Here is a 14,789-nt window from a genome sequence, read left to right as displayed (position 1 = left end):
TGGACCGTGCCGGTCAGCGCAGGTACGAGGCGCCGTTGACGTCCAGGACGGCGCCGGAGGACCACACGGCCTCGGGCGAGGCGAGGTAGCGTACGGCGGCGGCGACCTCCTCGGGCGCGGCCACGCGGCCGAAGGGGCTGTCGGCGCGCACCCGGTCGGTGAGGCGTTCGGCCACGCGCTCGGTGTCCACGAACCCGGGCGCCACCGAGGCGACGGTGATGCCGTGCGGGGCCAGGGCGACGGCCAGCGACTGGCCCAGGGAGTGCAGGGCGGCCTTGCTCGCGCCGTAGGCCGGGTGGTCGGGCTCGCCCCGGTAGGCGCCCCGCGATCCGACGTTGACGATGCGGCCGCGCACCCCGTGGTCGATCATGTGCCGGGCGGCCAGGTAGCTGGTGTTGGCGGCGCCGAACACGTTCACGTCCATGGTGGCCCGCCAGGCCCGCTGCCACTGCTCGTAGGAGGTCGTGGCGAGGGGGTGGGCGGTGTTGACCGCGGCGTTGTTGACCAGCACGTCGAGCCCGCCCAGGTGGGTGGTCGCCCGCTCGACCAGGTCGGCGGCCGCGTCGGGGTCGGCGATGTCGGCCCGGAGGAGGACGTGCCCCTCGCCGGGGAGCCCGGCCAGGGTGGTCTCGGCCTCGGCGCGGCGGGTCGCGTAGTGCACGGCGACCCGGTCGCCCAGTTCCGCGAACGCGGTGGCCACGGCCCGGCCGATGCCCCGGGCGGCTCCGGTGACCAGGACGGCGCGGCCCGACCGCCCCTCCTGCGGGTCGTGGCGGTCGGAGGCGGAGGAGGAGGTTCGGTCGTGGAGCATGGACGGCACTCTAGCCCGTCACCCCGCCCGTTCCACACCGTGTACCCCGTCCCGGCAGGGTCCGCGCGAGGGGGAGGACCGGACGCGAACACTCCCACAGCCGCGAGGACGGGCATGGTTCGCCCGGTCGGGGGAAGGGCTCCTGGTCCGTCACCGTCCACGGTCCCCCCGGTGCGGGCGGACCCCGTCACCGGGAGCCGCGGGCTCCGGGGAGACCCACGTTGTTCCACGCGCTCTTCTCCGCCGTCGGCATGGTCGCCGGGGTGGCCACCCTCGTCATGGGCTTTCGGAACGAGGCGAGGATGAGGGGGATCGGAGAGCGCCTGCGCGCGGGCGCCCTCACCGAGTCCGAGGCCGCACACGGCTGTGTGGGGCTGCTCTCCCGCTTCCGGGTGTTCGCGGTCGTGATCGCCTCGGTGGTCGCGGGCCTGCTCGCCGCGGTCCTGGTGCACGCCGTGGTCGTGGACGACTGGGGCGGGCGGACCGTGTACAACGCGGTGGTACTGGCGGTGGTGCCGCTGGTGAGCGCGGCGTGGCTCCGGCGCCTGCGCGACCGGATCGCCGCGGCGCGCGCCAGGGTCCAGAGGTCGTCCTGAGACCGGACGCGTGGGGGGGAGGGCCGACGGCAGCGGCCCCCGGCCCCGCCGCTACCGGCCGTCGGTCGCGCCCGCCTCCCGCCCCGCGCCCACGTCGAAGGCGTCGTCGCACGCGTCCCGGACGGCGTCGTTGTGCGTGGCGACCACCACCGCGCAGCCCTCCCGGCTCATCTGGCGCAGCACCTCCACGACCATCGCGCCGTTGTCGTGGTCCAGCGCGCCGGTGGGCTCGTCGGCCAGCACCAGGGAGGGCTGCTTGACCAGCAGGCGGGCCAGGGCCACGCGCTGCTGCTCGCCGCCGGACAACCGGTGCACCTTCTCCCGCTCCCGTCCCGCCAGTCCCACCCGCTCCAGCGCCGCGGCGTGGCGCGACCTGGTGCCGTACCGCTTGACGATGTCGAGGTTGGCCTGGACGGTGGCGCTCTCGACCAGGGCGTAGTTCTGGAACAGGTAGCCGAGCTTGTCGCCGCGGAAGCGCCGCTGCCCGCCCGGGCCCAGGCGGGTGACGTCGGTGCCCTCGAAGAGGATCCGTCCCGCGCTGGGCCTCTCCAGCAGCCCCATGCAGTTGAGCAGGGTGGTCTTGCCCGACCCGCTGGCGCCGACCAGGGCCAGCATCCGCCCGGCCTCCACGGTCAGGTCCAGGTCCTGCCACAGCACGCGCGGTCCGAAGGACTTGGTGAGCTTCTCGACGGTGATCATGGTGCTTCCCGGGAGTTCAGGCCTGCGAGGAGCCTTCGCGGACGATACGGCGGTGGAAGAAGGCGAGCGCGCCCAGGGTCAGGGCGAGGCCGGTCGCCGCGATGGCCACGGCGTAGAGGGGTTCGAGGCCGGTGGTCGGCACCAGTTCGGGCGGTAGCATCCTGCCGGGGTCGCGCAGCGCCCGCAACGTGGTGAGCGAGTCCCACGCGGCCCAGCCCGCGAAGCCCAGCGAGATCCCCGCCTCGACGGCCAGGAACCGCCGGTGCGCGGCGAGGAAGCCCCACCCGCTGATGTGCCGGGCGAAGACGGTCTGGGCCCGGGTGCGCGCGTGGATGACGCACGAGGCGATACCGGTCAGCAGCAGCAGGGCGGTACCGGCGACCAGGTTGAACGCCTCGATCCGCAGCAGGGCCAGGTCGGCGGCGTAGGCTCCGGCCGCCTTGTTCAGGATCGGCTGGACCGCGTTGACGTACTCGGCCATCCGCGGGTCGGCCTCCCGCGCCCGCTCCACCACGCCCGGATCGGGGAACAGCACGGCCTCATGGGTCATGTAGGTGACGTAGGCGCTGTCGGAGAGCACGGCGCCGTTGGGCAGGGCGATGACCACCGGGTCGCGCAGGAAGGGGAGTTCCCGCTGGGCGAAGGGGGCGCTCGACCCGTAGGTGAACACCGTCTGGCCGTCGGCCGCGGGCAGGACCTCGACGTCGGCCCCGGACTCCTCGCCGCCGTTCTGGAGGCGCAGCCAGTCCGGCATCGCCCCTTCGATGTCCTCGCGGTGGGAGGCGTGCGACTGCGGCAGCAGGACCCGGACCCGGTCCTCGGAGGCGGCGGGGCCGTAGCGCTCGCCCGAGGGGGAAACGATCTCCTGCTCCGCGAGGTAGGTGTCGTTGACCACGAGCACGTCGAAGTCGGGGCGCCCGGACCCGACCGGCACGACGGACTCGGGCGCGTGCTGGTCGGCGATGACGACCTGGCCCTCCCGGTCGGCCCGGCGCAGCCAGGGGCCGAGGAGGGAGTCGGCGGTCTCGGGGCCCTCCATGCCGACGCTGCCGTTGAGGGTGATGTGCGAGGTCCGGCCGGTCTGGGCGAAGGTCTCCAGCGAGGCCCGTTGCTCCCGCGTGGTCTGCGCCAGGTGGACGACCGACGCCAGGACGGTGAGCACCAGGAGCAGGACGGGCACGCGCACCAGGTAGGCGCCCGCCTGGGCGGTGCGGACGGGGATGCGGCCCTTGAGCGCGGGCAGGATCGCGGTGGTGTGCACCAGCCCGAGCACCGCGGCGTGCACGGTCAGGGCCACGGCGGCGAGGACCCCTGCGAACACCAGGGCGATCAGGGTGAAGAAGCCGAGCTGGTTCCAGCCGTTGTAGAGGCCGAGGCAGACCAGGGTGACCAGGGCGACGGCGGGCAGGGCCGCGCCCCACAGCCGGAGGACCTGGCCCAGGTCGCGCAGCAGGATCCGCCCGTAGGAGCGCCCCAGCAGCCGCTGGACGGCGTAGTCCCGGGAACCGAGCAGCACCCCGGCGCTGATCGCGGTGACACCCACCAGCAGCGCCAGCGCCAGGACGTTGAACAGCGGGCCGCCGAGGAAGGACTGCCACAGCCGGGCCTGGCTGCCGCCCACGTCCGGGCTCAGGCCGTGCTCGGCGAGCGCGTCGGTGAGCACCCGCGCGTTCTCGGGCGGACCGAAGACCAGGTAGTAGCCGCGCGGGCTGCGTTCGGCGAGCGCGTCGATGGGATGGACGCGCAGTTCCGTGGCGGGGTTGAAGGACGGGTAGCCCTCGGTGAGCCAGTCGGCGTATCGGGAGCCGGGGTCGCCCACGGCCAGGTACAGGTGCGACAGCGACTCGGGGGTGCGCACGTCCGGGGCGGTGAAGCCGATGGCGACGCCCTGTTCGGCGGCGACGCGTTCGACGGTCTCCGCGACCCGTCCGCTGTCGGAGGTGCCGTCGTCCTCGACGATCCACACCACCGCCGAGTGCTGCGCCGTGGGGATCGTCAGCTCCCACGTGGCCAGCAGCAGCGCGGCGATGAGCGCGGCGAGCAGCAGGAACGCGGTGTGGGCGAAGGCGATGGTCCGGTTGGGCATGGTCTCCTGGCGCGGTCGCGGACACGGGGGCGACCCGCCGACGGAGGAGGTCAGCGGGTCTGTCGCGGTCGGCTACCCGCAGTGCCTCCAGTAGCTCTCGTTGTTGTACAGGGCACGGGGAGCCGACGCCCGGGAGGTGTACCCCGGCAGGTACGCCGCGGACGTGACGGTGTACCTGCCCACCGCAGTGGAGCCGTGGCAGCGCGACCCGTGGAAGTAGTCGGAGTACACGACCGAGGAGGTGAGCCCGTGGTACCACGTCCCGCCGCCGACGTAGCTGACGGCGGCCGCGGCGACGCCCGCGGTCCCGGCGGTGAGCCCGGCGGCTATCACCAGGGTCGCCGCCGCCCGCTTGAGGGTGTGGGGCATGGTGTTCTCCTCTCCTGGCCTCCGCTGGAGTTCTCGGGGAGGGCCTTCGCGATTCGCTGTGGGGGGTGTCGTTCCGTGGGGGCAGGGGGCAGGGGGCAGGGGGCAGGGGCGGCTGTCGTGCCCGCGCGTCAGGTCGCGGCCGGTGCGCCGGAGGCGGCGGGGGAGGGGCCACGGCCGCCGGGGCGGGGGAGCCCCGCCGGTCCCCGGTTCCTCCCGCCGCCCGGAGCGCGGGAGGGGGAGATACCCCGCTCTGGTCCGGCTGAAAGCCCGCTGACCGGTTGCGGACAGGCCCGCCCCCGCCACCTGCTGGTTCTGCGCCCTGACCGCCCGCATGTCCGAAGGGCGGCGTACACACGACGGACGGCCCTTGTACGGCTTCGCCCGCTCGGGTAGGTGCGGGGGGTCCCGCGTGCGCTCAGTCCGCGTCGCGCAGGCGTGCCAGCTCGGCGCGCAGCTCCTCGGCCAGCTCCACGGCGCGGTCCAGCCGAGGTTCGCGGGCCGCGCCGACCGGGGCCTCGGGCCGGGAAGTGGTCAGCGACGGGCCCGGGGCGATGCGCACCTGGTCGGCGGCGCCCTCGGCCTCGATGTCGAAGACCACCCGGTCGGAGCGGTGCCAGCTCTCGAACCACTCCAGGGGCGCGCCCTGCTGGTCGAAGGTGCCGCCCTCCAGCAGCAGCAGCGGCGCGTCGGCGGCCACTCCCAGCTCCCGGGCGATGCGCGGGTCGGCGGGCACGGCGCGGATCTGCCTGCGCCCGCTCGTGGGCACCGCCGCGAAGCGCTCCTCCATCAACCGGTGCAGGGAGGCGTCGCGCAGCATCGCGGAGTCCAGTGCGGCGAAGCGCTCGGCGGGCAGCCAGGTGCGCACGTAGGACAGGGGGTCGCCGTCCAGGGAGCGCATCCGCTCCAGGCGCAGCAGCTCGCGCGTGCCCAGGTGGCGCGTCGCGGAGGGCACGCCCGAACGGGTGGCCTCCAGGGACAGCACGGCGGTGGACAGGCGCAGGCCGTCGGCGGAGAACTGGTCGAACAGCCCGGTCACGCGCTGCACGAACCGGTGGTGCTCGGTGGGCACGGCCGCGACCGCCGCGCGCCCCCGCGTGCGGCGGACCGCTCCCTCGTCCTCCAGCGTGGCCAGCGCCTGGCGCACGACGCTTCGGGAGACCCCGAACCGCTCGCGCAGGGACGCCTCGCTGGGCAGGGTGTCGCCGGGGGCGATCGAGCGGTCGCGGATCTCCGCGCGCAGCACTCCGGCGATCTGCGCGTGCAGCGGTCGGGGGTCGGTGCGGTCCACGGGCATGCGCAACATTCTAGGGTCGTCCCTGCTCCCGGGCCGGCCGCCCCGGTGCGGGGGAGCCTCGTGTGACAGCCCGCGTCCGGCCGCCGGAACGCGAGGCGGACGCGCTGGCCGGGGCGGGGAGTGCGGTGTGACGGGCCCGCCTCTGGCGGGCGCCCCGCAGGACGGGCGGGGCGCCCACGACAGGCGGGCCGGTCGGGGGAACGCGGTGGTGCGCGGGACGCGGCCCCTGTTCCCCGGGGGAGGCCGGTCGGTCCCGGGGCCCCCGTGGTGCGCGGGCGTTCCCGCGTACCACGGGGGCCGGGGTGTGCGCACGGGCGCGCACACCCCGTGCGACTACCCCTCGGTGCGGGTGGCCTGCCAGACGTGGCCCCAACCGGGGGCCAGCTCGGCCGCGCGGCGGATCGCCAGGACGAGGCTGGCCTCGCGGGCGATGCCCCGGCCCGCGATGTCGAAGGCCGTGCCGTGGTCGACCGAGACCCGCACCACCGGCAGGCCCGCGGTGATGTTGACCCCGTCGTCGCCGTAGACCGCCTTGAAGGGCGCGTGTCCCTGGTCGTGGTAGCAGACCGCGACCAGCTTCCACTTGCCCTTGACCGCCGCCGGGATCAGGGCGTCGGCCGGGAGCGGGCCGTGGGCGTTGATGCCCTCCTCGCGGGCGCGGGCGATCGCGGGGGCCAGGACGTCGGCGTCCTCGTCGCCGAACAGGCGGTTCTCACCCGCGTGCGGGTTCAGGCCCGCCATCCCGATGGGCTCGTCCGGGCTGCCCTGGGCGCGGGCGAAGGCGCTCATCAGGCGCAGCACCTGGAGGGTCCGCTCCTGGGTGACGCCCTCGATGGCCCGGCGCAGCGACACGTGCGTCGTCAGGTGGAAGAAGGACAGCTCGTCCGCCGACAGCACCAGGCTGTAGTCCTTCACGCCGAACTCGTGCGCGAGCAGCTCGGTGTGCCCGGGCCAGGCGTGGCCGCCCAGGTGCATCGCGGCCTTGTTCAGCGGCGGGGTGACGATGCCCTCCACCAGGCCGCGCCTGGCCAGGTCCACGGCGGCGATGACGAACCGTGCCGCCCCGTCGCCCGCCTCCGCGCTCAGCTCGCCCGGGGGGACGTGGCCCAGCGAGGGGCCGGTCTGCACGATGTCGATCACGCCGGGCTCGTCGGCGGCCTCGGCCGGGGAGGCGACGGTGTTGACCGCCTCCGGGTCCCCGCCGACCGCGGTGACGGCGCCCCGCAGCGCGTCGGCGTCACCGACCACGACGGGCCTGGCGTACTCGCGGACCTCGGGGTGGTGCAGCAGCGCCTTGGCCGTGATCTCGGGGCCGATCCCCGCCACGTCGCCGAGGGTGACTGCCAGTGTGGGACGGCTCATGCGTTCCTGCCTTTCGGGTGGCGGACCGCCTCGGCGGCCTCCAGTAGTGCGGTGGGGGATCCGAATCCCCCGGCCTTGGTGACGATGGCGCGGCCGTGCCGGGGCCCGCCGGACAGCGTGCCGATCGGGATGCCGGGCGCGACCTCGCCGGTCAGGGCGATGGCGCGGGCCTCCAGCGCCCGGGTCAGGGCGCGGGCCCCGTCTCCGCCGGTGACGACGAACCCGGACAGCTCGTGCCGTCCGGCCAGGGCGGCGGCGAACTCGCCCATGCGGCGGGCCACGGCGGCCGGATCGAGCTCGCCGTCGCGGTCCTCGGGGGCCACCAGCGCCGTGTGGGCCGTCGAGGGGTCGAAGCGCTCCAGCGCCTCATGGGTCCAGGAGCGCCACGCCTCGTCGTCGGCGAGGTCACCCGGCGCGGGCCGCTCGATGCGGGTGCGCGGGTCGGCCAGCAGCTCCTCCACCTGGCCGCGGGCGGTCTGGTGCAGCGAGGTGACGACCACGAGCGCGGGCGCCGGGGCCTCCCGCGCGGCCCAGGAGCCGGCCAGCCGGGAGGCGAGCCCGGCCGAGCCCACGGGCACGGCGTCCGGGCCCAGGGCGGTGACGGCCGCCGCCAGGCGGTCGAGGTCCTCCTCGGTCTCGGCGTCCACGACCACGACCGGACCGCCGGCGCGCAGCAGCTCGGCGTCGGAGCGGGGATCCCGGCCGGTGAGCCGGACGTGCCCGGCGCCCAGCAGGACCGCGATCCGGCTCTCGGTCACCGGGGTCACCGGGTCACGGCCGACCGCGGTGCGGTGCACCTCGACCCCGTCGACCAGGAGCACCCCGTCGCGGACCGTGCGCCCCGTGGCCGGGAAGGCCGGGCAGACCACGGCGACCGCGTCGGGCGACCAGGCCGAGAGCGCCGCGTCGATCTCCGCGCGGATGGGACCGCGCAGGGTGGAGTCGACCTTCTTGTACAGGCGGGCCGCGCCCGCCCCGCGCAGGCGCCGGACGGCCTCGGCGGCGGCCCGGGCCGCCTGCTCGGCGGGCAGGGCCCGCGAGTCGGTGCTGACCGCGACCACCTCGGCGGTGGAGGGGGCGGGGGAGAGCTGGAGCTCGGTGCTCCACCCCGCGCGCAGGAACTGCACGGCGGTGTCGCCCGCGCCGGTCAGGTCGTCGGCGACCACGGCCACGCGGGGCTCTGCGGGTGTGCTCACGGGTTCTCCTCCCCGGCCTCGACGGACCCCGCCGACGCGGTGGCGCGGTCCTGTTCCTCCTTCTCCGCCTCGCCGGGCGAGGCCCCGGCCCGGCGCAGGACCCACGTGGTCACCAGCGGGGCCAGCAGGGCGGTGACCAGGACGCTCGCGGCGACCTGGGAGGTCGCGGTGCCCACGTAGGCGGCGAACGACGGGTCGGCCGCGGCGACGATGGCAGGGGTGGCCACGGCGTTGCCGGAGGTGGTGCCGGCGGCGAAGCCGACGCCGGACTCCCCGCCGCGCCGCAGCAGGAACCTGTAGCCGAGGTAGACGAACCCGCCGGTGACCAGGGTGATGACCACGCCCATCAGGACGCCGGTCAGTCCGCCCCGGGCCACGTCGGCCAGGTTGATCCCCGTGCCGAGGGCGAAGGCGAAGAACGGGATGACGATGGCGGGCACGGGCCTGAGCACCTCGCGCCACTGCGCGTCCACGTTGCCCACGACCACGCCGAGCACGAACGGGATGATCGCGGCGAGCAGGGTCGTCAGCGGGATCTGGCCCAGCCCCGAGGCCCCGATGAACAGCAGGGCGAAGAAGGGGCCGTCGTTGACCGCTCCGGCGATGTAGGCGCCGCGGTCGCGGGCGCGTCCGTACTGGCCGGTGATGGCCAGCCACAGCCCGCCGTTGGCGTTGGTGGCGGCGGCGATCATCGCCAGGATCGACACGCCCAGGACGCCTTCGGGGCCGGTGGCCACGGCGAGCGCGATGATCAGCAGGCCGGGCACGACGCTCTTGCCCAGGAGCACGACACCGGTGGTGGCCAGGACGGGTCCGCTCGTGCGGAGCGTGACCTGGGTTCCGGTGGCGAAGATCAGCAGGGCGATCAGGGGCATCGCGCTGTCCTTGAACAGCGCGGTGGTGAAGCTGCCGATGTCCAGCGCCCCGGGGGCGAAGGTTCCGATGACCGATCCCAGGACCAGGGGGATCAGCATCGCCCCGCCGGGGATCTTGTTCATCCAGTGGTAGAGGGGCACCAGGGACCCGTGGTCGTCGCGCATGAAGTATCCGTTCGCAGGGGTGGCCCGGCGGGCGGCCCGTGGAGGTCGGAGGCCGGTACACATGTTGTCCGTACAGAGTGTACGTACAAGTTGGGATGATGTCAGATCCGGGCACACGGATTCACATCGGGGCGTCGGCGGACTCGGGGCGCGGGGGCGCCGCGGAGGCTGCGCGGAGGCGGTGCGGGGGTTGGTCGCGGGGCTGCGCGACCGGGTCGGTGTGATCCGTGCCACGCGCGGTCCAGGGGCCTCTCGCGGGGTCGTTCCGGAGTCGCGGCGCGGGCGTGGCATCGGCTGGCCGTAATTCCTCTCGTCGGTGACCGGGAAGCGGCGTACCCGGTCTTTCCTCATGAGAAATTCGCATCATGAAATGTCCCGAATTCGTAGTTTCTGTTCGTAGTTTGGTTCGTACTCACGCATGAGGACTGCGGGGGATTTTGGGATCATATGCCCTGTTCGTGGGCTTGTGGTGTGGTCATGAAGTGCCTTTCGGTGGGGTGTGTGCCCTCGGAGTCAGTGGGAGCGACGCGGATATGGGACAGGGATCCCCGCGGTGTCGCCGAGAAAAATTCTGATTTCCTTGCGGAGCCCGAATGGCCGCTCCTAGGGTAATCAGCGGTTTACGGAGAAAGCTGGCCCGTGCGTCAACCGCCCAGGTCACGCCACGTATCCGAGTACGCGCAACCCTTTCCCTTACCCGCGCCCGTCCCGCGGGGCCACCTCCCCCGGCCCCGCGGGACCGGGCGCGCGACCAGCATGAGGAGAGACACGGCGGATGTCGATCGACTCGGCTCCTGAGGTACGGAGCAGCAAGCAGCAGAGCCTGGGGACCGCGGCCGCGCGGAACCTGGCGACCACCACCAAGTCCACGCCGCAGATGCAGGGGATCAGCTCCCGGTGGCTGACCCGGATGCTCCCGTGGGTGCACACCGACGGCGGCGCCTACCGGGTCAACCGGCGGCTGACCTACACCGTCGGCGACGGGAGGATCGAGTTCGAGCAGTCCGGAGCCCAGGTCCGGGTCATCCCCCACGAGCTCGGCGAGCTCGCCCTGCTGCGCGGCTTCGACGACGAGGAGGTGCTGACGGCCCTGGCCAACCGCTTCGTCCAGAGCGACTTCGAGCCCGGCCAGGTCCTGGCGGAGGAGGGCACCCCGGTCGACAACCTGTACCTGCTGGCGCACGGCCGCGTGCACAGGACCGGCACCGGCCCCTACGGCGAGGCGGTCCGGCTCGGCGTGCTGGCCGACGGCGACAGGTTCGGCGACCAGCACCTGCTCGACGCCGAACCGGTGTGGGAGTGCACCGTCAAGGCCGCGACGGCGGGCACGCTGCTGAAGCTGCCCCGGCGCGAGTTCATCGCGATCCTGGACGACTCGCCCGCCCTCCAGGCCCACGTCCAGCAGTACCTGTCCCTGCCCGGGGAGCGGCAGAACAAGCACGGCGAAGCCGAGATCGCCCTGTCCTCGGGCCACATCGGCGAGGCCGAGCTGCCCAGCACCTTCGTCGACTACGAGCTCAGGCCGCGCGAGTACGAGCTGAGCGTGGCCCAGACCGTGCTGCGGGTCCACAGCCGGGTCGCCGACCTCTACAACAAGCCGATGAACCAGACCGAGCAGCAGCTGCGGCTGACCATCCAGGCCCTGCGCGAGCGCCAGGAGTACGAGCTGGTCAACAACCGCGAGTTCGGTCTGCTCCACAACGCCGAGTTCAAGCAGCGCATCCAGACCCACTCGGGGCCGCCCACCCCCGACGACCTGGACGACCTGCTGAGCATGCGCCGCAACACCCAGTACATGTTCGCCCATCCCCGCGCCATCGCCGCCTTCGGCAAGGAGTGCAACAGCCGGGGGCTCAACATCGGCACGGTCGAGGTCAACGGCCACCAGCTTCCCGCATGGCGGGGCGTGCCGCTCCTGCCCTGCGGCAAGATCCCGGTCACCGAGCACCAGACCTCCTCGATCATCGCGGTCCGCACCGGCGAGGACAACGAGGGCGTCATCGGCCTGTACCAGACCGGCCTGCCCGACGAGGTCGAGCCCGGCCTCAACGCGCGCTTCATGGGCATCGACGACAAGGCCGTCATCTCCTACCTCGTCAGCACCTACTACTCCGCCGCGGTGCTCGTCCCCGACGCCATCGGGGTCCTGGAGAACGCCGAGGTCCACCCGCGTGGCTGAACACCCGACACCGTCAGGGAAGGAGGTCTAGACGGTGCCATCGCTGCCCAGGATGTCCGCCTCCGTCGCCTCCCCGGAGGCGGCGGCCCTGGTGGACGACCTGCTCCGCGACCCGCGGCGCCCCGGGAGGCCGGACCTGCTGGTGTCCGCGGCCGCCCCGCGGACGCCTCCCGCACCCCGGCTGCCCGTGGGGTCCCGCGAGGTCGGCACGTCGGCGCTGCGGCTCCGGCTGCCCGACTCCCACGTCGCCGACCAGAGTCCCGGCGCCCTCGCCGCGCGCACCGGACTCCGCGCCCCCGGCCACCCCGGCGGGCTGGGCCTGGGTGCCTCGGGCGTCACCGCCCCGGCGAGGGAGCGCCCGGGGACCGGCGCCTCCCGGTCTGGGGGGCCGACTCCCGTCTCCGGACCCGAGGGGCCCGAGGTCGACGGGGAGCGGATCCCGGCGCTGTACTGCCCGCCCGCCGTCCGCGACGACCCCGCCCTGGGCGACGAGGTCGACGACCGGCTGGTGGCGTGGGCCGAGGAGGTGGGGGTCTACCCCGGCCAGCTCGACCGCGTCCGCGCGGCCGGGTTCGGACGCCTGATCATGCTCGCCCACCCCGAGACCGACGACCCCGACCGCCTGCTGGCGGCGGCCAAGTGCGCCCTGGCCGAGTGGTCCGTGGACGACCACTACGTCGACGGCGAGGCCGAGGAGGCGCACCCGGAGCTGCTCGGCCAGCGCCTGGCGATCGCCCACTCGGTCATCGACCAGGCGCACCTGCCGCTGCGCTACGCGCCCCAGCTGGAGGAGGTCGTGCGCGAGGACCCCGTGATGCGGGCCCTGCGCTCCAGCCTGGACAACCTCGGCACCTACGCCACGGCGTCGCAGGTGCGCAGGCTCCGCCACGAGCTGGCGATCATGTTCGTGGCCTACAACCAGGAGGGCGTCTGGCTGGCGACCGGACACCGGCCGCCGGTCTGGGAGTTCCTCATGCACCGGCACGAGAACAGCTTCGTGCCGTGCATGGCGCTCATCGACGCGGTCGCCGGGTACGAGCTGCCGCACCAGGAGTTCTCCGAGCCGAGCGTGCGCCGCGTGTTCACCCTGGCGGGCAGCGCGAGCGTGATCGTCAACGACCTGTACTCCATGGGCAAGGAGGACGTCACCGACCTCAGCCTGCCCCGGCTGATCGCCACCGAGGACGGGTGCTCGCTGGGTGAGGCCGTCCGGCGCACCGTCGACATCCACGACGAGCTGATGCACGCCTTCGAGGCCGAGGCCGCCGCCCTGGCGCTCAGCGGCTCGCCGGAGCTGCGCCGCTTCCTGTGGGGCCTGTGGGCCTGGCTCGGCGGCAGCCGCGAATGGCACGCCCGCAGCCCCCGCTACCACGGGGCGGGCACCGACTGAACGGGACGCGCCCGGCGCGGCCCGTCCCTCCTCCGCGGCCCGGTCCCGAACCCGGGCCGCTCCCGACCGACACACACCACGACAAGGAGTTCTCTCGCGATGACCGAGACCATCAGCCGATCGGCGAACGTCCTGCGCACCGCCTACCAGGAGTCCGTGGCGGCGTACTGGAACGCCGAGAAGGATCCCGTCAACATCCGCCTCGGCGAGGTCGACGGCCTCTACCACCACCACTACGGGATCGGCGACTACGACCCGTCCGTGCTGGAGGGCCCGGAGCAGACCCGCGACGAGCGCATCATCCAGGAGATGCACCGCCTGGAGACCGCGCAGGCCCACCTGCTGCTGGACCACCTGGGCGCGGTCGGGCCCGACGACCGGATCATGGACACCGGCTCCGGGCGCGGCGGCACCAGCTTCATGGCCAACCAGCGCTTCGGCTGCCACGTGGACGGGATCAGCATCTCCGAGCAGCAGGTCGCCTTCGCCAACGGCCAGGCCGAGGAGCGGGGCGTGGCCGACCGCGTGCGCTTCCACTTCCGCAACATGCTCGACACCGGTTTCGAGACGGGCTCCCTGCGCGCCAGCTGGAACAACGAGTCCACCATGTACGTGGACCTGTTCGAGCTCTTCCGCGAGCACGCCCGCCTGCTGGAGTACGGTGGCCGCTACGTCACCATCACCGGCTGCTACAACGACGTCACCGGCGGCCGCTCCAAGGCGGTCAGCCGCATCGACGAGCACTACACCTGCAACATCCACCCCCGGAGCGAGTACTTCCGGGCGATGGCCGCCAACGGCCTCGTCCCGATCGAGGTCGTCGACCTCACCGAGGCCACGATCCCGTACTGGGAGCTGCGCGCGCAGTCCTCCGTGGCCACCGGCATCGAGGACCCCTTCCTCACCGCCTACAAGGAGAACAGCTTCCACTACCTGCTCATCGCGGCCGACCGCGTCTGAACCTCCCGGGGCGGCGCGGACCCCGGCCGCGCCGCCCCGCGGAGCAGCCGCGTCCCGCTGAACACCCGCACCCCGCCGTCGAACACGAAGGACACCGATGACCGCCAGAACGGACGCCGACCACCGCTCCGCCGCCGCCCCGGACGACCGCGCCGCACAGCCGGTCATGCTCGAACTGGTCGACGAGGACGGGGCGACGGTCGGCACCGCGGAGAAGCTCTCCGCCCACCTGCCCCCCGGACGGCTGCACCGGGCCTTCTCGGTCTTCCTGCTGGACGGGCGGGGCCACCTGCTGCTCCAGCGCCGCGCCCTGGGCAAGTACCACTCTCCCGGCGTGTGGTCCAACACCTGCTGTGGCCACCCCCACCCAGGTGAGCCGCCCTTCGCGGCCGCGGCCCGGCGCACCGGCGAGGAGCTGGGCGTGGCGCCCGCGCTGATGCGGGAGGCCGGAACCGTGCGCTACAACCACCCCGACCCGGTCTCCGGGCTGGTGGAGCAGGAGTACAACCACCTCTTCGTGGGCCTGGTGCGCGACGGGCTGCGTCCCGATCCCGGGGAGATCGCCGAGACCGCGTTCGTCGACCCGGCCGGGCTGGCGCGGCTGCGCGGGGAGCACCCGCTCTCGGCCTGGTTCACGACCGTGTTCGACGCCGCGCTGCCCGCGGTGCGCGAGCTGGCCCCCGACGCGGGCTGGTAGCGCCTCCGGCCGCTCATGGACCGGCCGGAACCGTCGCTGGTGTGACGCATGGGTTCTGACCTGCGATGATCTTGTACTTGTAGCGAGGTTGGACCGTCGAGACGCGCTAT

Annotated in this window: 13 protein-coding genes; 5 read left to right on the top strand and 8 right to left on the bottom strand. The window is 73.7% G+C overall.

The window, feature by feature from the left end; all coding sequences use genetic code 11:
* Positions 1-13 precede the first annotated feature (13 nt).
* A complete protein-coding gene (locus FYW99_RS13150) occupies positions 14-811 on the bottom strand; it encodes an SDR family NAD(P)-dependent oxidoreductase (RefSeq protein WP_223838974.1) in 798 nt (265 codons plus the stop codon).
* A 221-nt stretch (positions 812-1,032) separates the two neighbouring features.
* Here FYW99_RS13150 and FYW99_RS13145 point away from each other — a divergent pair, with 221 nt between their 5' ends.
* A complete protein-coding gene (locus FYW99_RS13145) occupies positions 1,033-1,407 on the top strand; it encodes a hypothetical protein (protein ID WP_150252333.1) in 375 nt (124 codons plus the stop codon).
* Positions 1,408-1,458: 51 nt separating this feature from the next.
* Here the strand turns inward: FYW99_RS13145 and FYW99_RS13140 are convergent, their stop codons facing one another.
* The 7 genes from FYW99_RS13140 to FYW99_RS13110 form a co-directional block, all read right to left on the bottom strand.
* Positions 1,459-2,106, bottom strand: a complete 648-nt coding sequence (locus FYW99_RS13140) for an ABC transporter ATP-binding protein (protein ID WP_150252332.1) — start codon at positions 2,104-2,106, stop codon at positions 1,459-1,461.
* 16 nt (positions 2,107-2,122) lie between these two features.
* A complete protein-coding gene (locus FYW99_RS13135) occupies positions 2,123-4,192 on the bottom strand; it encodes a hypothetical protein (RefSeq protein WP_150252331.1) in 2,070 nt (689 codons plus the stop codon).
* A 72-nt stretch (positions 4,193-4,264) separates the two neighbouring features.
* Complete coding sequence (locus FYW99_RS13130; RefSeq protein WP_150252330.1) at positions 4,265-4,561, bottom strand: lactococcin 972 family bacteriocin; 297 nt, start codon at positions 4,559-4,561, stop codon at positions 4,265-4,267.
* Between the two features lie 415 nt (positions 4,562-4,976).
* Positions 4,977-5,864, bottom strand: a complete 888-nt coding sequence (locus FYW99_RS13125) for a GntR family transcriptional regulator (protein ID WP_150252329.1) — start codon at positions 5,862-5,864, stop codon at positions 4,977-4,979.
* Between the two features lie 324 nt (positions 5,865-6,188).
* Positions 6,189-7,217: a 4-hydroxythreonine-4-phosphate dehydrogenase PdxA gene (gene pdxA, locus FYW99_RS13120; protein ID WP_150252328.1), complete on the bottom strand. Its 1,029-nt coding sequence runs from the start codon at positions 7,215-7,217 to the stop codon at positions 6,189-6,191.
* On the bottom strand, positions 7,214-8,413 hold the full coding sequence (locus FYW99_RS13115) for a four-carbon acid sugar kinase family protein (protein WP_150252327.1): 1,200 nt from the start codon (positions 8,411-8,413) through the stop codon (positions 7,214-7,216). Before FYW99_RS13115 ends, pdxA begins: the two co-directional genes overlap by 4 nt.
* Positions 8,410-9,453: a 2-keto-3-deoxygluconate permease gene (locus tag FYW99_RS13110; protein WP_150252326.1), complete on the bottom strand. Its 1,044-nt coding sequence runs from the start codon at positions 9,451-9,453 to the stop codon at positions 8,410-8,412. Before FYW99_RS13110 ends, FYW99_RS13115 begins: the two co-directional genes overlap by 4 nt.
* Before the next feature lie 775 nt (positions 9,454-10,228).
* On the opposite strand from FYW99_RS13110, the gene FYW99_RS13105 reads away from it, so the two are divergent.
* The 4 genes from FYW99_RS13105 (at position 10,229) to idi (ending at position 14,679) form a co-directional block, all read left to right on the top strand.
* Complete coding sequence (locus tag FYW99_RS13105) at positions 10,229-11,632, top strand: family 2B encapsulin nanocompartment shell protein (RefSeq protein ID WP_150252325.1); 1,404 nt, start codon at positions 10,229-10,231, stop codon at positions 11,630-11,632.
* 52 nt (positions 11,633-11,684) lie between these two features.
* A complete protein-coding gene (locus FYW99_RS13100; RefSeq protein ID WP_150252668.1) occupies positions 11,685-13,022 on the top strand; it encodes a family 2 encapsulin nanocompartment cargo protein terpene cyclase in 1,338 nt (445 codons plus the stop codon).
* Positions 13,023-13,121: 99 nt separating this feature from the next.
* Positions 13,122-13,982 carry a geranyl diphosphate 2-C-methyltransferase gene (locus FYW99_RS13095; RefSeq protein WP_150252324.1) on the top strand — a complete coding sequence of 287 codons (861 nt, stop codon included), beginning with the start codon at positions 13,122-13,124 and terminating at the stop codon, positions 13,980-13,982.
* A gap of 97 nt (positions 13,983-14,079) precedes the next feature.
* Positions 14,080-14,679 (top strand): isopentenyl-diphosphate Delta-isomerase, encoded by a 600-nt coding sequence (gene idi / locus FYW99_RS13090; RefSeq protein WP_150252323.1) that lies wholly within the window; start codon positions 14,080-14,082, stop codon positions 14,677-14,679.
* The last annotated feature ends 110 nt before the right edge of the window (positions 14,680-14,789 follow it).

This window comes from Nocardiopsis deserti, from assembly GCF_008638355.1.
Lineage (GTDB): Bacteria > Actinomycetota > Actinomycetes > Streptosporangiales > Streptosporangiaceae > Nocardiopsis > Nocardiopsis alborubida.
Note: the sequence above shows the minus strand (reverse complement) of the source record. Positions and strands in the feature narration are given on the sequence as shown.

What these genes read in the sequence shown, in the direction of transcription:
- FYW99_RS13150 (WP_223838974.1), bottom strand. Translation starts at nt 811, where the DNA reads ATGCTCCACGACCGAACCTCCTCCTCCGCCTCCGACCGCCACGACCCG.
- FYW99_RS13140 (WP_150252332.1), bottom strand. Translation starts at nt 2,106, where the DNA reads ATGATCACCGTCGAGAAGCTCACCAAGTCCTTCGGACCGCGCGTGCTG.
- FYW99_RS13135 (WP_150252331.1), bottom strand. Translation starts at nt 4,192, where the DNA reads ATGCCCAACCGGACCATCGCCTTCGCCCACACCGCGTTCCTGCTGCTC.
- FYW99_RS13130 (WP_150252330.1), bottom strand. Translation starts at nt 4,561, where the DNA reads ATGCCCCACACCCTCAAGCGGGCGGCGGCGACCCTGGTGATAGCCGCC.
- FYW99_RS13125 (WP_150252329.1), bottom strand. Translation starts at nt 5,864, where the DNA reads ATGTTGCGCATGCCCGTGGACCGCACCGACCCCCGACCGCTGCACGCG.
- pdxA (WP_150252328.1), bottom strand. Translation starts at nt 7,217, where the DNA reads ATGAGCCGTCCCACACTGGCAGTCACCCTCGGCGACGTGGCGGGGATC.
- FYW99_RS13110 (WP_150252326.1), bottom strand. Translation starts at nt 9,453, where the DNA reads ATGCGCGACGACCACGGGTCCCTGGTGCCCCTCTACCACTGGATGAAC.
- FYW99_RS13105 (WP_150252325.1), top strand. Translation starts at nt 10,229, where the DNA reads ATGTCGATCGACTCGGCTCCTGAGGTACGGAGCAGCAAGCAGCAGAGC.
- FYW99_RS13100 (WP_150252668.1), top strand. Translation starts at nt 11,685, where the DNA reads ATGTCCGCCTCCGTCGCCTCCCCGGAGGCGGCGGCCCTGGTGGACGAC.
- FYW99_RS13095 (WP_150252324.1), top strand. Translation starts at nt 13,122, where the DNA reads ATGACCGAGACCATCAGCCGATCGGCGAACGTCCTGCGCACCGCCTAC.
- idi (WP_150252323.1), top strand. Translation starts at nt 14,080, where the DNA reads ATGACCGCCAGAACGGACGCCGACCACCGCTCCGCCGCCGCCCCGGAC.